General features: G+C 69.1%; 16 protein-coding genes. 13 read left to right on the top strand and 3 right to left on the bottom strand.

Going from position 1 to position 19,944, the window contains the following annotated elements:
- The first annotated feature begins 195 nt into the window (after positions 1 to 195).
- The 4 genes from ABD289_RS13180 to hrpA all read left to right on the top strand — a co-directional run bounded on the left by ABD289_RS13180 (position 196) and on the right by hrpA (position 7,171).
- Complete coding sequence (locus ABD289_RS13180) at positions 196 to 984, top strand: ABC transporter ATP-binding protein (protein ID WP_344130957.1); 789 nt, start codon at positions 196 to 198, stop codon at positions 982 to 984.
- A gap of 78 nt (positions 985 to 1,062) precedes the next feature.
- Complete coding sequence (locus ABD289_RS13175) at positions 1,063 to 1,845, top strand: enoyl-CoA hydratase/isomerase family protein (protein ID WP_344130954.1); 783 nt, start codon at positions 1,063 to 1,065, stop codon at positions 1,843 to 1,845.
- 89 nt (positions 1,846 to 1,934) lie between these two features.
- Positions 1,935 to 3,116 carry a THUMP-like domain-containing protein gene (locus ABD289_RS13170; protein ID WP_344130952.1) on the top strand — a complete coding sequence of 394 codons (1,182 nt, stop codon included), beginning with the start codon at positions 1,935 to 1,937 and terminating at the stop codon, positions 3,114 to 3,116.
- 110 nt (positions 3,117 to 3,226) lie between these two features.
- Positions 3,227 to 7,171 (top strand): ATP-dependent RNA helicase HrpA, encoded by a 3,945-nt coding sequence (gene hrpA / locus ABD289_RS13165; protein WP_344130949.1) that lies wholly within the window; start codon positions 3,227 to 3,229, stop codon positions 7,169 to 7,171.
- A 121-nt stretch (positions 7,172 to 7,292) separates the two neighbouring features.
- Here the strand turns inward: hrpA and ABD289_RS13160 are convergent, their stop codons facing one another.
- Positions 7,293 to 8,138: a DegV family protein gene (locus tag ABD289_RS13160; protein ID WP_344130946.1), complete on the bottom strand. Its 846-nt coding sequence runs from the start codon at positions 8,136 to 8,138 to the stop codon at positions 7,293 to 7,295.
- A gap of 368 nt (positions 8,139 to 8,506) precedes the next feature.
- Here ABD289_RS13160 and ABD289_RS13155 point away from each other — a divergent pair, with 368 nt between their 5' ends.
- Positions 8,507 to 9,289 carry an electron transfer flavoprotein subunit beta/FixA family protein gene (locus ABD289_RS13155; protein WP_344130943.1) on the top strand — a complete coding sequence of 261 codons (783 nt, stop codon included), beginning with the start codon at positions 8,507 to 8,509 and terminating at the stop codon, positions 9,287 to 9,289.
- Between the two features lie 32 nt (positions 9,290 to 9,321).
- A complete protein-coding gene (locus ABD289_RS13150; RefSeq protein WP_344130940.1) occupies positions 9,322 to 10,272 on the top strand; it encodes an electron transfer flavoprotein subunit alpha/FixB family protein in 951 nt (316 codons plus the stop codon).
- A 65-nt stretch (positions 10,273 to 10,337) separates the two neighbouring features.
- Here ABD289_RS13150 and rnhA read toward each other — a convergent pair whose 3' ends face one another.
- On the bottom strand, positions 10,338 to 10,784 hold the full coding sequence (gene rnhA / locus ABD289_RS13145) for a ribonuclease HI (protein ID WP_344130937.1): 447 nt from the start codon (positions 10,782 to 10,784) through the stop codon (positions 10,338 to 10,340).
- A 285-nt stretch (positions 10,785 to 11,069) separates the two neighbouring features.
- On the opposite strand from rnhA, the gene ABD289_RS13140 reads away from it, so the two are divergent.
- The 5 genes from ABD289_RS13140 (at position 11,070) to mnmA (ending at position 16,477) form a co-directional block, all read left to right on the top strand.
- Positions 11,070 to 11,834 carry a GNAT family N-acetyltransferase gene (locus ABD289_RS13140; RefSeq protein WP_344130934.1) on the top strand — a complete coding sequence of 255 codons (765 nt, stop codon included), beginning with the start codon at positions 11,070 to 11,072 and terminating at the stop codon, positions 11,832 to 11,834.
- 11 nt (positions 11,835 to 11,845) lie between these two features.
- The gene (locus ABD289_RS13135; RefSeq protein ID WP_344130931.1) at positions 11,846 to 12,655 is read left to right on the top strand and encodes a lysophospholipid acyltransferase family protein; all 810 of its coding nucleotides are present in this window, start codon (positions 11,846 to 11,848) and stop codon (positions 12,653 to 12,655) included.
- Between the two features lie 60 nt (positions 12,656 to 12,715).
- Entirely contained in the window at positions 12,716 to 14,089 is a 1,374-nt protein-coding gene (locus tag ABD289_RS13130) for an MFS transporter (RefSeq protein WP_344130929.1), read from the top strand.
- Between the two features lie 63 nt (positions 14,090 to 14,152).
- A complete protein-coding gene (locus ABD289_RS13125) occupies positions 14,153 to 15,385 on the top strand; it encodes a cysteine desulfurase family protein (protein ID WP_344130927.1) in 1,233 nt (410 codons plus the stop codon).
- A gap of 3 nt (positions 15,386 to 15,388) precedes the next feature.
- Positions 15,389 to 16,477 (top strand): tRNA 2-thiouridine(34) synthase MnmA, encoded by a 1,089-nt coding sequence (gene mnmA / locus ABD289_RS13120; protein ID WP_344130924.1) that lies wholly within the window; start codon positions 15,389 to 15,391, stop codon positions 16,475 to 16,477.
- A 1-nt stretch (position 16,478) separates the two neighbouring features.
- On the opposite strand, the gene ABD289_RS13115 is transcribed toward mnmA, so the two are convergent.
- Positions 16,479 to 17,654: an FAD-dependent monooxygenase gene (locus tag ABD289_RS13115; protein WP_344130921.1), complete on the bottom strand. Its 1,176-nt coding sequence runs from the start codon at positions 17,652 to 17,654 to the stop codon at positions 16,479 to 16,481.
- An 84-nt stretch (positions 17,655 to 17,738) separates the two neighbouring features.
- Here ABD289_RS13115 and ABD289_RS13110 point away from each other — a divergent pair, with 84 nt between their 5' ends.
- The gene (locus ABD289_RS13110) at positions 17,739 to 18,266 is read left to right on the top strand and encodes a TetR/AcrR family transcriptional regulator (protein ID WP_344130918.1); all 528 of its coding nucleotides are present in this window, start codon (positions 17,739 to 17,741) and stop codon (positions 18,264 to 18,266) included.
- A 117-nt stretch (positions 18,267 to 18,383) separates the two neighbouring features.
- Positions 18,384 to 19,916, top strand: coding sequence for a fatty acyl-CoA synthetase (locus ABD289_RS13105; protein WP_344130915.1), 1,533 nt, complete (start codon positions 18,384 to 18,386; stop codon positions 19,914 to 19,916).
- Positions 19,917 to 19,944 lie beyond the last annotated feature (28 nt).

The following is a 19,944-nucleotide window of genomic DNA, read 5'->3' as shown; positions in this document are numbered from 1 at the left end:
GCAGCGTCGGATCGACATCGCCGGTGCGGGAACCGATCGAGCGTTTTGCTCGTGCAGCGATGTCGTTGCCCTCCCGGGCGCGAGTGGTGCCGCCGGGGCGGGAAGAATGGACGGGAGAGGGGACCGGCCGGAGGCTGGGGCGGTCCTGGAGGTCAACCGGGTGCGTGATGCCGGTCAGACGGCTGGGAGGTAGACGTGGACGACCTGGTCATCCGACTGGATGGCGTCGGAGTCCGTAGGGGCGAGACGTCGCTGTTGGCGGACGTGAACTGGTCGGTCGAGCTCGACGAGCGCTGGGTCGTGCTGGGCCCAAACGGGGCCGGCAAGACGACCCTGTTGAAGATGGCCAGCACCGAGATGCACCCGACCGAAGGCACCGTCGACGTGCTGGGCGAACGGCTCGGCAAGGCCAACGTGTTCGACATCCGCCCGCGCATCGGGCTGTGCTCGGGTGCGCTGCTCAACCGGATTCCCGGCGGCGAGTTGGTGCGCGACGTGGTGGTCAGCGCCGGTTATTCGGTGTTCGGCCGCTGGCGCGAGGAATACGACCGGATGGACACCGACCGCGCGCACGAACTCCTCGACCTGCTCGGTGTGGCGCACTTGGCCGACCGCGAGTTCGGCACCCTGTCCGAGGGGGAGCGCAAGCGCACCATGATCTCGCGTGCGCTGATGACCGATCCGGAGCTGCTGTTGTTCGACGAGCCCGCGGCCGGGCTCGACCTGGGCGGGCGCGAAGACCTCGTGGCCCGGCTGTCCACCCTGGCCGTGGACCCCGATGCGCCGGCATCGGTGCTGGTCACCCATCACGTCGAGGAGATCCCGCCGGGCTTTACCCACGGCATGCTGCTGCGCGAGGGCAAGATCGTCGCCCAGGGGTTGCTCGATGACGTGCTCACCGAGGACAACCTGTCGAAGACGTTCGATCAGGATCTCGAGCTGCGCAAGAACGGGGAGCGCTACTTCGCGCAGCGCCGCGGCTGAGAGCGGTGACACAGCATTGCCGTTGTGCAGCGCGATAGCCTCTGCCGCGGCATTGCGGTTCGACGAGGAGGTTGTCGCGTGGGTGAGTTCGTCAGGCTCGAGGTGGACGGTGCGATCGGCACGATCCGGTTGGATCGGCCGCCGATGAACGCGCTGAACCGGCAGATCGAGAACGAGCTGCGCGAGGTCGCGATCGAGGCGTCCGAGCGCGACGACGTCCGCGCGGTGATCGTCTACGGCGGCGAGAAGGTCTTCGCCGCGGGCGCGGACATCAAGGAAATGGCCGAGCTGTCCTACACCGACATGGCCGCCAAGGAGCAGCGCGGGCTTTCCGACGCGATGAGCCGGGTCGCGGCCATCCCGAAGCCCACGGTGGCCGCTTTGACCGGCTACGCCCTCGGTGGCGGTTTCGAGCTGGCACTGGCCTGCGATCGGCGCATCGCCTCGGACAACATCAAGGTCGGTCAGCCGGAGATCCTGCTCGGCACCATTCCGGGTGCGGGCGGTACGCAGCGGCTGGCTCGCCTGGTGGGCCCGAGCAAGGCGAAGGACATCATCTACTCCGGCCGTTTCGTGAAGGCCGACGAGGCCCTGCAGATCGGCATGGTCGACGAGCTCGTGCCCGCTGACGACGTGTATGCCGCTGCCAAGCGCTGGGCGGAGCAGTTCAGCGGCGCGGCAGCGCGCGCCCTGGCCGCGGCCAAGTCCGCCATCGACGGTGGCCTGGAGCAGGACTTGGCCAACGGGCTGAAGCTGGAGTCCCACCTGTTCGCGGGCACCTTCGCCACCGAGGACCAGAAGATCGGCATGCGGTCGTTCATCGAGAACGGCCCCGGCAAGGCCGAGTTCACCGGGAACTGATCGGCTGCGGAAGTGGTAGTGACGAGTGGCCCCCACCGTGCCCGGCTTTCCCGCCCGAGCAGCACGCGCGGGCAGCGCTAGGGGGAACGGTGGGGTACTCGTTCGACATCGAGGATGTCGCTTTCCTGCGTTCGGCGGCCGGTTTCGAGGCCGTCACCGAGCTCGCGAAGCGTTCGCTGAGCAGCTCCTCGCGGATGGCTGACGTCGCGGCCGCGCGCAAGCTCGCGGGCGAGCGTCACGCGGCGGCCGCGCTGGAGACTGCGATGCTGCGCCGCAAGGCTCAGTCCAAACTGGACGACGGCCAGCAGTGGCTGTTCACCGACGATGCGCTGCAGCAGGCCACCGCGAGCGTCGTGGCGCGGCATCGCGCGCAGCGCCTGGCCGGGCGTGACGTGCACGACGTGACCTGCTCCATCGGCGCCGACCTGGTCGCGGTGGCCGCGGTCGCGAACCGCTGCGTGGGCTCCGACCTCGACCGCGTCCGGTTGCTGATGGCCCGGCACAACCTCGACCAAGCCGGATGTCCGGCAGCTCTCGTCGCGGCCGACGCGTTGCGTCCGGTCACCCTGGGCACCACGGTCATCGCCGACCCCGCGCGGCGCGATGGCGCGGGCAGGCGTCGCTGGAACCCGGCGGATCTCGTGCCACCGCTGGACGAGCTCCTGGACGTCTACGCGGGCCGTGACCTGGTGGTCAAGTGCGCGCCCGGCCTGGACTTCGACGCCGTTCCGGACGAGGCCGAAGCCGAGGTCGTCTCCCTGCAGGGGCAGGTCCGCGAGGCGGCCTTGTGGTTCGGCGCGCTGGCACAACCGGGTGTGCGCCGCAAGGCCAGCGTGCTGGACGCCGGCGGTGCGATCCGGACGACCATCACCGATGCCGAGTCCGATGACTGCCCGGCCGAGGAGGTCCGGGAGTGGATCGTCGATCCGGACGGGGCGGTCGTGCGGGCCGGTCTGGTGCGCCACTACGCGGCCCGCCACGGCTTGGCGCAGCTCGACCCGCGCATCGCCTATCTCACCGGCGATGTCCCGCCTCCGGGCGTGCGGGCCTTCCGCGTCGTCGAGCACGGGCGCTTCAACGAGAAGTCGTTGCGCACGCTGCTTCGGCAACATCAGGTGGGCCGCCTGGAGATCCTGGTGCGCGGTGTCGATGTCGACCCGGACGCGTTGCGCCGCCGTCTGAAGCTCAAGGGGGATCAGGACGCCACGGTGGTCATCACCCGGGTCGGTGACCAGGCAAGAGCCTTCCTGTGCCGCGCTGAGCGGACCTGAGCGGGGGCCGGATCGCGGCGCGCAGCGGGCGCTGCGCCGCCCGGGCAACTGTGAGCAGGGCGAAAAGGGGCGGCAGCCGGCCGGGTCCGCCCTCTATGCTTGACCGACGTATGGGTACGTCGTCTGTGAAATCTCCGCTCGCTGATCTGCGGGAACGTTTGCCCGAGCTGATGCTGTCCGACCAGCGTCGGCTGCGGCGTCGCATCGAGGGGGCGCGCAAGATCCGCGATCCGCAGGCGCTGCAGTCGGTCGCCGACGAGATCGCCTGCGATGTGGACCAGGCCGAGCAGCGGGTGCGACGGCGTCGCGACAACGTCCCCACCATCGGCTACCCGGAGGCTTTGCCGGTCAGCCAGCGGCGCGATGACCTCCTGGAGGTGATCCGGGACAACCAGGTCGTCATCGTCGCCGGTGAGACCGGGTCCGGTAAGACCACCCAGCTGCCCAAGATGTGCATGGAGCTGGGCCGCGGCATCCAGGGCGTCATCGGCCACACGCAGCCGCGCAGGCTCGCCGCGCGCACGGTCGCCGAGCGGGTCGCCGAGGAGCTGGACACCGACCTCGGCGGCGCGATCGGCTACCAGGTGCGCTTCACCGAGCGCACCGGCGAGGACACCCTGGTCAAGCTGATGACCGATGGGATCCTGCTCGCCGAGATCCAGCACGATCGGCTGCTGCGCCGCTACGACACGCTGATCATCGACGAGGCGCACGAGCGCAGCCTCAACATCGATTTCATCCTCGGCTACCTCAAGCAGCTGCTGCCCAAGCGCCCCGACCTGAAGATCATCATCACTTCGGCGACGATCGACCCGGAGCGCTTCTCCCGGCACTTCGAGAACGCGCCGATCGTGGAGGTCTCCGGTCGCACCTACCCGGTGGAGGTGCGCTACCGGCCGCTCGTCGACGATTCCGACGAGCTCGAGGACGTGGTGCGCGATCAGCCGCAGGCGATCTGCGACGCGGTCCGCGAACTGTCCGCTGAAGGTCCCGGCGACATTCTGGTGTTCCTCTCCGGCGAGCGGGAGATCCGCGACACCGCTGACGCGCTCGGGCAGATGAACCTGCGCGGCACCGAGGTCCTGCCGCTGTACGCGAGGTTGAGCGCGGCCGAGCAGCACCGGGTGTTCCAGCCGCACTCCGGCAGGCGGGTCGTGCTGGCCACCAACGTCGCCGAGACCTCGTTGACGGTGCCGGGCATCAAGTACGTCATCGATCCCGGTACCGCGCGCATCTCCCGCTACAGCTTCCGCACCAAGGTGCAGCGACTGCCGATCGAGCCGATCTCGCAGGCCTCGGCCAATCAGCGCAAGGGGCGCTGCGGGCGCGTTTCCGAGGGCATCTGCGTCCGGCTGTACTCCGAGGACGACTTCCTGTCCCGGCCGGAGTTCACCGACCCGGAGATCCTGCGCACCCACCTCGCCTCGGTCATCCTGCAGATGACCTCGCTGGGGCTCGGTGACATCGAGGGATTCCCGTTCCTGGAGCCGCCGGATCGCAGGCAGATCACCGACGGTGTGAGCCTGCTGCACGAGCTCGGCGCGCTGGAGAACCAGAAGTCGCGCACCGACCGCAGGCTGACCAAGATCGGCCGCAACCTGGCGCAGCTGCCGCTCGACCCGCGGCTGGCGCGAATGATCCTGGAAGCCGAGCGCAACGGCTGCGTGCGCGAGGTGCTGGTGATCGTCTCCGCGCTGTCCATCCAGGACCCGCGGGAGCGTCCGGCCGAAGACCAGCAGGCCGCCGACCAGAAGCACGCGCGGTTCGTCGACGCCGATGCCCAGTCGGACTTCCTGTCGTACCTGAGCCTGTGGAAGTTCCTGCGCACCCAGCAGAAGGAACTGTCGTCCAACCAGTTCCGCAAGCTGTGCCGCAACGACTACCTCAACTACCTGCGCGTGCGCGAGTGGCAGGACCTCTACGGCCAGCTGCGCACCATGGTCAAGCAGATGGGCATCACCATCGGCGAGCAGGAGGCCGACGCCGATCGCATCCACCAGTCGCTGCTGGCGGGGCTGCTCTCGCACATCGGTCTCAAGGACGTCGACAAGAAGCCCGGTCAGCAGCGCCGCGGCCCTGTCGAGTTCCAGGGCGCGCGCAACACGCGGTTCTCGGTGTTCCCGGGCTCGTCGTTGTTCAAGAAGACGCCGCAGTGGCTGATGGCCGCCGAGCTGGTGGAGACCTCGAAGCTGTGGGCGCGCATCAACGCGCGCGTCGAACCGGAGTGGATCGAGCGACTGGCCGAGCACCTGGTCAAGCGCAACTACAGCGAACCGCGCTGGTCCAAGGACCGGGCCGCGGTCGTGGCGACCGAGCGCGTGACCCTCTACGGCGTGCCGCTGGTGGTCGACCGCAAGGTCAACTACGGGCGCATCGACCCGGAGACCAGCAGAGAACTCTTCATCCGGCACGCTCTGGTCGAGGGCGATTGGGAGACCCGGCACGAGTTCTTCCACCAGAACCGCGCCCTGCTCGCCGAGGTCGAGGACCTGGAGGAACGAGCCCGGCGGCGCGACATCCTGGTCGACGACGAGACCCTGTTCGACTTCTACGATCAGCGCATCGGCGAGGAGGTCGTCTCCGGCAGGCATTTCGACACCTGGTGGAAGAAGGTCCGCCGCGAGCAGCCCGATCTGCTCAACTTCGAGAAGTCGATGCTGATCAACGCCTCTTCCGAGGAGGTCAGCGACAGCGACTACCCGGACCACTGGACCCACGGCGAGCACCGACTCGAGCTCACCTACCAGTTCGAGCCCGGTGCCGACGCCGACGGCGTCACGGTGCACATCCCGCTGCAGGTGCTCAACCAGATCGAGGACACCGGTTTCGACTGGCAGATCCCGGGTCTGCGCGAGGAGCTGGTCACCGCCCTGCTCAAGTCGTTGCCGAAGTCGCTGCGGCGCAACTTCGTTCCCGCGCCGGACTTCGCCAAGGCGGTGCTCTCGCGGGTCGGCCCGGAGGACGGGCCGCTGCTGGAGACCCTGCAGCGGACGTTGCGGCAGATGACCGGAGTCGACGTGCGCTCGGGCGACTGGGACCTGGACAAGGTCCCGGACCACCTGAAGATGACCTTCCGCGTGCTCGGGAAGAAGAAGCGCAAGCTCGCCGAGTCCAAGGACCTCGACGAGCTGCAGCGCGAGCTCAAGCCCGAGGTCCGCGAGGAGATCTCCGCGGCGGCCGACGACGTCGAGCAGGGCGGGCTGCGCTCCTGGAGCTTCGGCGAACTTCCCCGGACCTTCAGCCAGCAACGCGGCGGCAACGTCGTCAAGGCCTACCCGGCGCTGGTCGACGAGGGCGAAACGGTCGCGGTTCGCGTGTTCGACTCCGAGCGGGAGCAGCGGCGCGCGCTGTGGACGGGCACCCGCAGGTTGTTGTTGCTCAACGTGCCTTCGCCCGCCAAGTCCATCCAGCGTGGCCTGACGGCGCGCAGCAGGCTGGTGCTCGGCGGCAGCCAGTACGGCGATCTCAACGAGATCATGGACGACTGCGTGAGCTGCGCGGTCGACAAGCTCATCGCCGACAGCGGGGGGCCGGTCTGGGACGCGACCGGTTTCGACCGGCTGCAGGAGAAGGTGCGGGCCGGGATCGGCCAGTACACCGCCGCCGTGGTCGAGGCCGTGGAACGCATCCTCGAGGCGGCGCAGCACGTGGACTCCGTGCTGGCCGACAGGCCCAAGGGCATGGCCGCCGATTCCCTCGCCGATATCCGCGCGCAGCTGAACGGGCTGCTGCACCCGGGTTTCATCACCGAGACCGGGTTCGACCGCCTTCGCGACGTGGTCCGCTACCTGCGGGGCATCGAGCAGCGTCTCGACAAGGCGCAGCACCACCCGCAGCGCGACCGGGAGTGGATGGACCAGGTCGACGAGGTCCGGGACCGCTACCTCGGTCAGCTCGATCAGGTCCCCAGTGGCCGGTCTCCCAGCGAGGAGCTGCTGGAGGTCGGCTGGATGATCGAGGAGCTGCGGGTGAGCCTGTTCGCGCAGACGCTCGGCACCGCGCGTCCCATCTCGCTCAAGCGCATCCACAAGGCGCTGGACAAGCTGACCGATTAGGGCCTCGCGCGTCCTTTCCGCGTGCGGCGGTCGCCGCGTGCGGTGTGGGACTCAGCTCGTGCTGCGCACTGAACATCTCTCATCAGTCCGGGCGCCCGCGATCCGCGGGCGCCCGGAGCGCTCACGAAGCGGGCGAGATCGCAATCCCCAGTGCACCCGGTCCGGTGTGCGCGCCGATGATGGCGCTGGTCTCCTGCACGGTCGCCTGCCGCACCTGCGGTAGCTTCGAGCAGATCTCCTCGAGGGTCTGCTTGGCGCGGTCTTCGAACTGGAAGTGCTCCACGCCGACGTCGACGGGGCCGTTGCCCGCCTGCTTGACCGCGGCGGCGACCGCCTTCTTCAGCGCGCGGTCCGGGCCCATGCCCTTGGCCAGCTGGTCCAGTGTTCCGCCCTGCAGCGTCAGCACCGGCTTGATCGACAGCGCCTGCCCGAGCATCGCCTGCGCGCGCCCGATGCGGCCGCTGCGCGCCAGGTACTCCAGGGTGTCGACGTAGACCATCTGGTTCGTGCTGCGCAGCCTGCGGTCGAGCACGCTCATCACGTTGTGCGGGCTGGCCCCGGATGCGGCCGCTTCGGCGGCCGCGATGACCGCGTACCCCATCGAGAGACCGACTAATCGGGAATCCACGACATAAACGGGCACCCCGATTTCGGCCGCCGCGGTGCGGGCCGACTGGCAGGTCTTGGACATCCCCTCGGAAATGTGCACCGAAATGATCGCTTCCACTCCGGAAGCGGCCGCGTCGGAGTAATTCCAGTAGAACGCCGGGGGCGGCGGCTCACCGGTCTCGACCGAGACGCCGTTGCGCATGGCCTCAGCCAACGTGGCGTGCGGTACCCGCCGCTCGTCGTTGTAGTGGTCGCCGACTCGGAGTTCCAGCTGAATGATGTTGATGCCCAGCTGGTCGGCGACCTCGAGCGGTACGGATGCCGTCGAATCGGTCACGATCGCGACGCGTTTCCTCATGCCGAGGAGGCTACTAATACGTGAGGAATCCTCATACACGTGTGGCGGCAACGCTTCCACTTATTCTCGGAGCCGTTCTCGATAGCGGATCTCGCGCTCGATGGCCTTCGTGGCCTGGGCGTGCGCACGACCTCGGCTCAGGTGGGTGCGCGCTCCGGTGGGCGGGGTGAGTACTGTCACGGGTAGGACCCGGTTGCACCCCGGCTACTGACAAGTAACATTCTTGGTGGTTGACGCGCCCGGCCTCGCCCGGCGAGGACGTGGCGCAGTCGGCCCGCCCGGACTACTTACTAGCGCCGGGTCCGCAAGCAAAGCCGCTGGAGGACCAGCGAGCGTCGGTTGAGTCCGCAGGAGGTCGAAGAGGGCCCATGAACATCGTCGTCCTGGTTAAGCAGGTGCCCGACACGTATTCCGAACGGAAGCTGTCTGCTGCGGATCACACGTTGGACCGCGAGGCGGCGGACGCCGTGTTGGATGAGATCAATGAGCGCGCCGTCGAAGAGGCGCTGTTGATCAAGGAGGCCCAGGGCGGCGAAGTCACCGTCGTCTGCATGGGCCCGGACCGCGCCACCGATGCCATCCGCAAGGCGCTGTCGATGGGTGCCGACAAGGCCGTGCACCTGTCCGATGAGGCGCTGCACGGTACGGATGCCCCGGCCACCGCCAAGGCGCTGGCCAAGGTCATCGGCACCGTCGAGGGCGTGGACCTGGTCATCGCCGGCAACGAGGCGACCGATGGTCGCAGCGGTGCCGTGCCGGCCATGGTCGCCGAGGTGCTGGGTTGGTCGCAGCTGACCTACGCGCGCAAGGTCACCACCGATGGCTCGAACGTGCAGATCGAGCGGGAGACCGACGCGGGCATCTTCAACGTCGAGTCCGCGCTGCCCGCCGTGGTGAGCGTGACCGAGAAGATCAACGAGCCGCGGTACCCGTCGTTCAAGGGCATCATGGCCGCCAAGAAGAAGCCGGTGAGCGCCCTGACGCTGGCCGACGCCGGTATCGACGCTTCCGAGGTCGGCCTGGCCAACGCCGCTTCGCAGGTCGTCGAGTCGGCTCCGAAGCCGCCGAAGTCCGGTGGTGTGAAGGTCACCGACGAGGGCGAGGGCGGTTCGCAGGTCGCCGAGTTCCTTGTCGGCGAGAAGCTGCTCTGAGTCGTTCGCGGTTTTCGAGGAGGAATTGATTCATGGCTGAGGTTCTGGTCCTCGTCGATCACGTGGACGGCGAGGTCAAAAAGGTCACCTACGAGCTGCTCACGGCAGCCGCTCGGCTCGGCGAGCCGTCCGCGGTCGTCGTCGGCGAGCCGGGCACCGCGGGCAAGCTCACCGAGCAGCTGTCCGCCTACGGCGCGGCGAAGGTCTACGCCGCGGAGTCCGCTGAGGCCACCGAGTACCTGGTGACCCCGCAGGTCGACGTGCTGGCCAACCTGGCGGGCTCGGCGAGCCCTGCCGCGGTGCTGGTACCCGCGTCGGTCGATGGCAAGGAGATCGCCGGTCGCCTGGCGATCCGCCTGGGCTCCGGTCTGCTGTCCGAGGTCGTCGACATCGACGCCGAGGGCGTCGCGTCGCACTCGCTGTTCGGCGGCACCTACGACGCCAAGGCGAAGAACGCCAAGGGCACCCCGGTGGTCACCGTGCTGCCGGGTTCGGTCGAGGCCGAGCAGTCCTCCGGTGCCGCCGCGGTCGAGTCGGTCGAGGTCCCGGCCGCTTCCGGTGCCAAGATCACCGGCAAGCAGCCGACCGAGGCCGGTGACCGCCCGGAGCTCACCGAGGCCTCGGTGGTCGTCTCCGGTGGCCGCGGCGTCGGCTCCGCCGAGTCGTTCGAGGTCGTGGAGAAGCTGGCCGACACCCTGGGTGCGGCCGTCGGTGCCTCGCGCGCGGCGGTGGACTCCGGTTTCTACCCGCACCAGTTCCAGGTCGGCCAGACCGGTAAGACGGTCTCGCCGCAGCTGTACATCGCGCTGGGTATCTCCGGCGCGATCCAGCACCGGGCGGGCATGCAGACCTCCAAGACGATCGTCGCGGTGAACAAGGACGCCGAGGCGCCGATCTTCGAGATCGCCGACTACGGCGTCGTGGGTGACCTGTTCCAGGTCGCTCCGCAGCTCACCGAGGAAGTCAGCAAGCGCAAGGGCTGATTGCCGCAGCACGTGAAGAGGGGCGGGTCGCCGGTCGGCGGCCCGCCCCTCTTTCGCGTTCCCGACTACCGGGCTTCGTCGCGGCCGCGGCAGGCGAGCTTGTCGGCCCGCTCGTTCTCGGGATGGCCCGCGTGGCCCTTGACCCACTCCCAGAGCACCTCGTCGTGCCGGTCGCACTCGGCGTCCAGCCGCTGCCACAGCTCGGCGTTCTTCACCGGCTTCTTCGCCGAGGTCATCCAGCCGTTGCGCTTCCAGCCCCGCATCCACTCGGTGATGCCCTTGAGCACGTAGGTGCTGTCGGTGTAGACGCGCACCTGGGGCATCGGGCGGGTCAGCGCGGCCAGGCCCTCGATGACGGCCATGAGCTCCATCTTGTTGTTCGTGGTGCTGGAGTCCTTGCCGTAGAGCTCCCGTTCGTGCTCGCCGTAGCGCAGCACCACGCCCCAACCGCCCGGGCCGGGGTTTCCGCTGCATGCGCCATCGGTGAACAGGTCTACGCGCTCGGTCTGCATGGTGGTGAATCTAGCGGGTGGACCGCGCCGGGCCGGGCAGCGGCGTGCGAGAAAGGTTCCCTCGCTCACCCGCCCGGGAAAGTGACAGGAAGGTTCCCATCCTCGCGGCTACGGTAGAAGTGGTGGAGAGGTTCCCTTCCTCGCCTCGCATCCCCGCGCTGTGCTGCAACGGGCGGTGTCGCGGGGCCATTTGCAGCAGGTCGCACCCGGCATTCACCGAAAGTTCCGGCTCCGTGTCATCCGCTGGTGTGTTGGGTGTTCGACGCGCGGCGATACACCTTGAACATGTCCGAGACGCAGCTGCTGGCCAGCGCCGCGCCGAACGCGGCGGCCGATGCACACTACTCGCTGCTGGTTGCCCGAGACTCCGACGAAGTGCAGGCCGCGCAGCGCCTGCGGCACCGGGTTTTCGCCGAGGAGATGGGAGCCGCGGTCAAGGGCGGTGAGCTCGGCCTCGACCAGGATGCTTTCGACGGGTACTGCGACCACCTGATCGTCCGGGACGAGCACAGCGGTGAGGTGGTCGGCACCTACCGGATGTTGCCGCCCTCGCACGCCGAGACCGCCGGAATGCTCTACTCGGAAACCGAGTTCGATCTCACCGCGCTGAACCCGCTGCGGCCGCAGCTGGTGGAGACCGGCCGTTCCTGCGTGCACCCGGATCACCGCAACGGTGCCGTGGTGAGTCTGGTGTGGACCGGTATCGCCCGCTACATGCTGCTGCACGGTCACACCATGCTCGCAGGGTGCGCGTCGGTGCCGCTGGCCGATGGCGGGGTGCAGGCCGCTCACGTGTGGCGGACCGTGTCGGCCAAGAACTACGCCCCGGACGAGTTGCGGGTGCACCCGCGTCAGCCGTGGGAACCGGGCGAGATCACCGGCAAGGCCACCATTCCGCCGCTGCTGCGCGGTTACCTGCGCCTGGGCGCGCAGGTGTGCGGCCGTCCCGCGCACGACCCGGACTTCGGGGTGGCGGACTTCTTCGTCCTGCTCGACCTCGATCGGGCCGACAAGCGGTACCTGCGGTACTTCCTCGGCGAAAATCAATGAACCACGCCTGGATGCCGGAATCACCGTGCGGGCCGGGATGTCTGCCGCCGCGCGATTCCGGCTCCGAGGTGGGACGGCTGCGGTTGGTGCTGCGCCTGGGCTCCACGGTCGGGTTGCTGGTGATCGGGTGCCTGCTGGTGCCTGCGCTGCCCGTGTCGTGGCGGCGGCAGGCCGTGCCGCAGTGGTTCCGGATGTTGTTGTGGGCCTTGGGTGTTCGCCTGATCGTTGAGGGGCGGATTGCTTCCGGTGGCGCGCTGGTGGTGTGCAACCACGTGTCCTGGCTGGACGTCGTGGCGATGCAGGTGCTGGCCCCGATGCGGTTGCTGGCCAAGGTCGAGGTGCGGTCCTGGCCGCTGCTGGGCGTGCTGGCCGGTCGCATCGGCACGGTCTACATCGACCGCGACCGGCTGTCGGCGTTGCCGTCGGCGGTGCGCACCATCGCCGACGAGCTGCGCGCGGGTGCGGTGATCGGTGCTTTCCCGGAGGGCACCACTTGGTGCGGCTCGGCTGCGGGCCGGTTCCGTCCCGCGGTGTTTCAGGCCGCGCTCGACGCGGGTGCGCGGATGCAGCCGATCGCGGTGCGCTTCCGCGACGGCTCCGGCAGGTTGACCACGGCCGCGGCCTTTCTCGGCGAGGACTCGCTGGCCGCGTCGGTGCTGTCGGTGGCCCGGATGCGCGATCTGGCCGTCGAGGTCGTCATCCTGCCGGAACTCGAGGGCACCGACCGCAAGCAGCTCGCCAGGAAGGCGCAGGAGGCGGTCACCTCGGCGACCGGAGCCTCCATCGGGCACGACGAGTTCAGCACGGCGGTCGCCGCCTAACGGGTGGGTTCTCGTACATTCCCTGGACTCCGACCGCGGTGGAGGTTGCAGGGTGGTGGGGTGGCTGCTGTGGCGGATTCCTCGAACCCCGACAGCGCGCTGTGGCACCCGAGCAGGCGCGCTTTCACCGCGGGACTGGTCCTGGTCATCACGCTCGTGGCGTTCGAGGCGATGGGGCTGGGCACCGCGCTGCCCACGATCGTCGCCGAGTTGGACGCGCAGCGGTGGTACTCCTGGCCGCTGACCATCTTCCTGGCCGCCAGCGCGCTGGGCACCGTCCTCGGTGGCAGGCAGGCGGACACCCGCGGTGCCGCGCTGCCGCTGCTGATCGCGCTGCCGACGTTCGCCGTCGGGCTGGTCATCGCGGCGTTGGCGCCGGACATGACGGTGCTGTTGCTGGGTCGGGTGGTGCAGGGCATCAGCGGCGGCATCTTGATCGTCTCGCTCTACGTGCTGATCGCGCAGGTCTATCCCGAACGTCACCGGCCCGCCGCGTTCGGCGCGTTGTCGTCGGCGTGGGTGGTGCCCGCGCTGTTGGGTCCGCTCGTCGCCGGGCTGCTCACCGAGCACGCCAGCTGGCGGTGGGTCTTCGGTGGCCTCGCTCCGCTCGTGCTGCTGGGCGCGGTGCTGCTGGTGCCCGCGGTGCGTCGCTACGGCGGGGCGCCCGAAACGATCTCGAGTCCGCGTCGCGGGACGGTGCTCGCCGCGCTCGGAGCCAGTGCCGGGGTGGTGGCGGTGAACTGGGCGGCGCAGCGCGAGACCGTTCCGGCGTGGCTGCTGGGGGCCGCCGGATTGGTCGTGCTGATCCCTTCGTTGCTGCGGTTGTTCCCGAAGGGAACCTTGCGCGCACGTCCCGGGCTGCCGGGCATGGTGCTGGCGCGCGGTCTGCTGGCCGGCCTGTTCTTCACCGCGCAGGCGTTCGTGCCGCTGAGCCTGACCGTCGCCCACCACTACAGCGCGGCGACCGCGGGCGTGCCGCTGACCGTGGGGTCGCTGGGCTGGACGGTGGGCGCGCTGTGGCAGGGCAGGCAGCGTCGATGGCGCCGCGAGCAACTCGTCGCGGGTGGGTTCGCCCTGGTCGGGCTGGGGTGTGCCGGTCTGGTGGTCGCTTTGCCGGGGTGGGGTGTGGCCTGGCTGGTGTTCGTCTGCTGGTTCGTCGCCGGGACGGGCATGGGCATCGGGATCTCCAGCACGGCGGTCTCGGTGCTGGATCGCTCCCCGGAAGCCGATCGCGGGTTCAACTCGGCCGCGCTGCAGATCTCGGACATGCTCGGCCAGGCGGTGCTCGTCGGTGCCGGCGGTGTGCTGGTCGCGACCCTGGCGACCAGCACCGATCCGGCGGCCGGTGTTCTGGTGCTGGATCTGGTGCTGCTGATCGCGGCCCCTGCGGCGGCTGCGCTGGTTCTTCGGAGCGGTCGCGCGCAGCCGCGCTGACCTGCGGGTTCCCGCGGAGGCGCGGGGTGGGCGCCGGGCGGCTTCCAGTACCCTGGATGCGCGATGACTTACCTCGACCACGCCGCCACGACCCCGATGCGGCCCGCAGCGGTGACCGCGATGAGCGAGGCGTTGACCCGCGTGGGCAACGCCTCGTCCCTGCACACCTCGGGTCGTCGGGCGCGCAGGCTGGTCGAGGAGGCCCGTGAGGACATCGCCGACGCGCTGGGCGCCCGGCCCTCCGAGGTGCTGTTCACCGCGGGCGGCACCGAGAGCGACAACCTCGCGGTCAAGGGCATCTTCTGGGCACGCCGCGCCGCGGATCCGGCCCGCCGTCGCATCCTGGCCTCCACGGTCGAGCACCACGCCGTGCTCGACGCCGTCGAGTGGCTGGTCGAGCACGAGGGCGCCGACATCACCTGGCTGGAGGCGGATTCGCAGGGGCGGGTCCGGCCGGAGGCGCTCGAAGCGGCCTTGGCGGGTGACGCCGACGACGTCGCGCTGGCCACGGTGATGTGGGCCAACAACGAGATCGGCACCGTCAACCCGATCGCCGAGCTCGCCGCGATCGCCGAGGAGCGCGGCATTCCGCTGCACACCGACGCGGTGCAGGCGATCGAGACGGTCCCGGTGGACTTCGGCGCCAGCGGTGCGTCCGCGCTGACCATGACCGGGCACAAGGTCGGTGGTCCCTACGGGATCGGGGTGCTGCTGCTGTCCCGCGACGTCAAGTGCACCCCGGTGCTGCACGGCGGCGGTCAGGAGCGCGAGGTCCGCTCCGGAACCCTGGACACGCCCGCCGTGCTGGGGTTGGCCGCGGCGGTGCGGGAGGCTGTCGACGAGCGCGACACGCACTCGAAGCAGCTGGCCGAGCTTCGCGACGAGCTGATCAGCGGGGTGCGCGCTGCGGTGCCCGACGTGGTGCTCAACGGTGATCCCGGTGACTCGCTCATCGCGGGGGGTGCTTCGCGCCTGCCGGGAAACGCGCACTTCACGTTCCCCGGCTGCGAGGGCGACAGCCTGCTGATGCTGCTGGATGCCAAGGGCATCGAATGCTCCACCGGGTCCGCCTGCACGGCCGGGGTCTCCGAACCCAGCCACGTGCTGCTGGCGATGGGGGCGGATCCGAAGGCCGCGCGGGGAGCCCTGCGGTTCTCGCTGGGGCATTCCTCGACCGCGGGTGATGTACAGGCATTGACCGAGGCGATCGGCCCGGTCGTTCAACGAGCGCGTAGCGCCGGTCTGGCCGGGTTGCGCCGATCTTCGGCGGAGACGACGTCCGCCACGGAGGTGTGAGGCGTGCGAGTACTGGCAGCCATGAGCGGGGGAGTGGACTCCGCGGTGGCCGCTGCCCGAGCGGTGGCGGCCGGACACGATGTGACGGGCGTGCACCTGGCGCTGTCGGCCAAGCCCGGCACGCTGCGCACGGGCGCCCGGGGATGCTGCACGATCGAGGACTCCCGGGACGCGCGCCGCGCCGCCGACCTGCTGGGCATCCCGTTCTACGTGTGGGACTTCGCCGAGCGGTTCACCGAGGAGGTCATCGAGAACTTCGTCGGTGAGTACGCCGCGGGCAGAACCCCGAACCCGTGCCTGACCTGCAACGAGAAGATCAAGTTCGAGGCCCTGCTGGAGAAGGCGATGGCGCTGGGCTTCGACGCGGTCTGCACCGGCCACTACGCCCAGCTGTCCGTCGTGGACGGCGTTCCGGAGCTGCGACGCAGCCGCGACGCGGGCAAGGACCAGTCCTACGTGCTGGCCTCGCTGACCTCCGAGCAGCTGCGCCACTCGTACTTCCCGCTGGGTGGCTCGCTGAAGTCCGAGGTGCGTGCCGAGGCCGAGCAGCAGGACCTCGCCGTGGCGCAGAAGCCCGACAGCCACGACATCTGCTTCATCCCGGACGGCGACACCAAGAAGTTCCTGGACAACAAGCTCGGGCAGACGCCGGGTCAGCTGGTCGACGACGAGACCGGCGAGGTGCTCGGCGAGCACACCGGCGTGCACGGGTTCACCGTCGGGCAGCGCAAGGGTCTGGGTATCGACGCGCCCGCCCCGGACGGCAACCCGCGCTACGTGCTGTCCCTCGAACCGGTCTCGGGCACCGTCAAGGTCGGCTCCAGGGATCGGCTGTCGGTGACCGAGATCGACGCCAAGCGCCCGATCTGGCCTTCCGAACAGCCTCTCGACGGCCCGACCGAGTGCGTCGTCCAGGTCCGCGCCCACGGCGGCACCGCCGACGCGGTGGCCGAGTGCGAGGGCGAGGGAATCAAGATCCAGCTCCGCCAGCCCCTCCAGGGCGTGGCCCCGGGCCAGGCCGTCGTGATGTACCGCCCGGAAGCCGACGGCGATCTGGTGCTGGGCAGCGGCATCATCTCCGGGACCGCCTGAGTCACTTTCTCGGCAGCTCGATCGCGTTGGCCGCGGTCGCGACCTTCTTGGAGAAGGTGGCGGCTTTCGGCAGGTGGGGCAACAGCCGCAGGAGGCTGTTGCGGACGCGGAGTCCGCTGCGGGTCTTCGGAACCAGGATCTTCGCGCCGTCGGGTGCGATCCGCTGGTTGCGCGTCACGTAGTCGCGCATGGTCGTCTCGTAGCGGGCGAAGGCGGTGCGATGGTCGCCGTCGGCTGCGTGCAGTTCGGCGGCCAGCACGTGGGCGCCGACCATCGCGAGACTCGACCCCTGGCCGGACAGCGGTGATGGGCAGTACCCGGCGTCGCCGAGCAGCACGACGCGCCCGCGCGACCAGTGCGGCATGTGGATCTGCGATGCCGAGTCGAAGTAGAAGTCCGGTGCCCGCCGGGCGGCGTCGAGCAGCTCGGGAACGATCCAACCGGTTCCGGCGAAGGCCTCGTCCAGCAACGCGATCTGCGCGGAAGATTCCCGTGGGATCTCCAGCGGCGGGGAACTGAACGAAAGGATCCCTTTCGCGCCGTCGTCGGTGCGGGCTCGATACTGCCCGGCGAGCCTGCCCGGTGTGTTGTGCAAGACCGTCCAGCGGTCCAGGTCCAAGAAATTCGGCGTGCTGAAGATCGACAGGTGGAAGCCCAGGTGCCGCCGGAAGTCCTCTTCGGGGCCGAATGCCAGTCGGCGGACGTTGGAATGCAGCCCGTCGGCACCCACGACCAGGTCGAACTCGCGCGGCGGGTGGTGTTCGAAACTCACCCGCACGCCGGAGGGTTGTTCGTTGATGCCGGTGATGGAGTCGCCGAACAGGTACTCCGTGCCCGCGGTTCGTTCGTAGATCAGCTTGGTCAGGGTGCCGCGCATGACCTCGATGTCGCCTTCGGCGCTGCCCAGCGCGGACATGTCGACATCGGCGATCGTGCGGCCTGCGGCGTCGACAGCGGACAGCCCGCGCATCTCGGTGACGGCTCGGTGGAGCTCGTCGAGGATGCCCATCCGATCGGCCACCTCGACGGCCGCTCCGCGGACATCGATGGCGTAGCCGCCTTCGCGGATGCTCGGGGCCCGCTCGACCACGGTCGGGCGGAAGCCGTAGGTGCGCAGCCAGAACGCGAGCACGGGCCCCGCGATGCTCGCGCCGGAGATCAACACCGTCTTCGTCATGCTTTGACGCTATCCGACAATTTACCGGTCGACAAGTAACTTACCGGTCGGTAAGCATTAGGCTCTGCGCTGAGGAGGTGGCTGATGCCTAGGACACGGGTCGACACCAGGTCGGAGATCCGCCAGGTCGCCGCGGAGCTGTTCGCTCGCCAGGGATATGAGAAGACCAGCCTGCGCGAGGTGGCAGAGCAGCTAGGCATCACGAAAGCCGCGCTGTACTACCACTTCCCGTCGAAATCGGACCTGATGCGCGGGATCGTGCAACCGTTCATCGACGACATCGAGGTGCTGCTGGCCGAACGCGAAGCCGAGCCCCTAGACCCCGCGCGGTTCCTCGCTGACTACTTCGACATCGTGCTGAACCACCGCGGGGTATTCGAGCTGATCATCCGCGATGCGGGTGCCCTGGTGCAGCTCAACATCATCGAGCAGCTGCTGGCCTGGCGGCAGCGCGTCTACGCGCTGCTCGTCGGAGCTGATGCGAACCCCGCGCGGATCGCCCGCGCCACGGTCGCCATCGGTGGGCTCCAGGACTGCGCCATGTCGGAATCTCCGGCGGAGGAGTTCCGCGAAGCGGCCCTCGCCGCGGCCCGGGCCGCCCTCGACAGCTGATTTCGAAGCATCGATACGCGTGGGGTGCGCCCGGCGCGCGGCGTGGTTCCGGTGCGGGTAGTGCGCCGGGATCCACCGGGTTAGTGTCTGGCCTCACACAGCGGAGTGGAGGTCCCGATGCCTGATCTGCGGGGGAGCACGGTCGCCGATGTGGTGCGGCGCAGTGCCGCGCGCGTGCCCGAGCGGGAGGCACTGCGGTTCACCGATGCCGCCGGGCGGGAACGCGCCTGGAGCTATGCCGAACTCGACGCCGCCGTCACTCGTGCGGCGGCGGCGCTGCTGGCCGCGGGTGCGGTCAAGGGCGACCGCGTCGCGGCCTACGGCAAGAACTCCGACGCCTATCTGATCGGGTTCCTCGCGTGCGCGCGGGCCGGTTTGGTGCACGTGCCGATCAACTACAACCTGACAGGAGGGGAACTTTCCTATCTGCTGTCGCAGTCGGGAAGCCGTCTCGCACTGGTCGATCCGGCGCTGATGGGAAACCTCGACGCGGTGCGGGTCGAAACTTCCCTTCAGCAGGTGCTCTCGCTGCGCGACGAGAAGGACTCCTTGCTGTCACGAAGCATCGACGGCGAGGTCGGCGATCTCGATGTGTCCGTCGCCGACGACGATCTGGTGCAGCTGCTCTACACCTCGGGCACCACGTCGTTGCCCAAGGGCGCGATGATGACCCACCGCGCGCTGCTGCACGAGTACGTCTCGTGCCTGCAGGCCCTCGACTTCACCGAGCACGACCTGCCGCTGCACGTGATGCCGCTCTACCACTCGGCGCAGATGCACGTCTTTCTGCTGCCGCACTTGATGATCGGTGCGTCCAACCGGCTCGTGGAAGTGCCCGAGCCGGCCGACGTCCTGCGCCGCATCGAAACCGAGCGGATCACGTCCTTCTTCGCCGCACCGACGGTCTGGGTCGCGCTGGCCAACCACGCCGACTTCGCCACCCGCGATCTCGACGCGTTGCGCAAGGCCTACTACGGCGCTTCGATCATGCCCGGTCCTGTGCTGCGACGGCTGCGCGAGCGACTGCCGCGACTGGGCTTCTACAACTGCTTCGGCCAGTCCGAGATCGCCCCGCTGGCCACCGTGCTGCGCCCGGAGGAGCACGACGACCGGCCCGAGTCGGCGGGCAGGCCGGTGCTGTTCGTGGAGGCCAGGGTCGTCGATGAGACCGGTGCGGACGTCGAACCCGGCGAGCTGGGCGAGATCGTCTACCGCTCACCGCAGTTGTGCACCGGCTACTGGGACAAGCCGGAGGAGACCGAGGAGGTCTTCCGGGACGGCTGGTTCCACTCCGGCGATCTGGTGCGCCGCGACGAGGCCGGGTACGTCCACGTCGTCGACCGGATCAAGGACGTCATCAACACCGGCGGGGTGCTGGTGGCCTCCCGCGAGGTCGAGGACGCCCTCTACACCCACCCCGGCGTCGCCGAGGTCGCGGTGATCGCGGTGCCGGACGAGAGGTGGATCGAGCGCATCGCCGCGGTCGTGGTCGCCAGGGACGAGGTTACCGAGGCCGAGCTGCTCGAGCACGCTCGCGCGGGCCTGGCCGGGTTCAAGACGCCCAAGGAGATCCACTTCGTCGACGACCTGCCGCGCAACAGCTCCGGCAAGCTGCTCAAACGAGTCCTCCGCGATCAGCTCACCACCTGAGCGCGCGTGGTGGCGGCCATCGATAATG

Source organism: Saccharopolyspora halophila, assembly GCF_039531955.1.
Taxonomy (GTDB): domain Bacteria; phylum Actinomycetota; class Actinomycetes; order Mycobacteriales; family Pseudonocardiaceae; genus Saccharopolyspora; species Saccharopolyspora halophila.
This window is presented reverse-complemented; position numbering and strand designations above follow the sequence as displayed.

Excerpts from the sequence above, each read along its gene's own strand:
- ABD289_RS13140 (WP_344130934.1), top strand. The coding sequence starts at position 11,070 with ATGTCCGAGACGCAGCTGCTGGCCAGCGCCGCGCCGAACGCGGCGGCC.
- ABD289_RS13110 (WP_344130918.1), top strand. The coding sequence starts at position 17,739 with ATGCCTAGGACACGGGTCGACACCAGGTCGGAGATCCGCCAGGTCGCC.
- rnhA (WP_344130937.1), bottom strand. The coding sequence starts at position 10,784 with ATGCAGACCGAGCGCGTAGACCTGTTCACCGATGGCGCATGCAGCGGA.
- ABD289_RS13135 (WP_344130931.1), top strand. The coding sequence starts at position 11,846 with ATGCCGGAATCACCGTGCGGGCCGGGATGTCTGCCGCCGCGCGATTCC.
- ABD289_RS13105 (WP_344130915.1), top strand. The coding sequence starts at position 18,384 with ATGCCTGATCTGCGGGGGAGCACGGTCGCCGATGTGGTGCGGCGCAGT.
- ABD289_RS13155 (WP_344130943.1), top strand. The coding sequence starts at position 8,507 with ATGAACATCGTCGTCCTGGTTAAGCAGGTGCCCGACACGTATTCCGAA.
- ABD289_RS13115 (WP_344130921.1), bottom strand. The coding sequence starts at position 17,654 with ATGACGAAGACGGTGTTGATCTCCGGCGCGAGCATCGCGGGGCCCGTG.
- ABD289_RS13160 (WP_344130946.1), bottom strand. The coding sequence starts at position 8,138 with ATGAGGAAACGCGTCGCGATCGTGACCGATTCGACGGCATCCGTACCG.
- hrpA (WP_344130949.1), top strand. The coding sequence starts at position 3,227 with ATGGGTACGTCGTCTGTGAAATCTCCGCTCGCTGATCTGCGGGAACGT.
- ABD289_RS13150 (WP_344130940.1), top strand. The coding sequence starts at position 9,322 with ATGGCTGAGGTTCTGGTCCTCGTCGATCACGTGGACGGCGAGGTCAAA.
- ABD289_RS13125 (WP_344130927.1), top strand. The coding sequence starts at position 14,153 with ATGACTTACCTCGACCACGCCGCCACGACCCCGATGCGGCCCGCAGCG.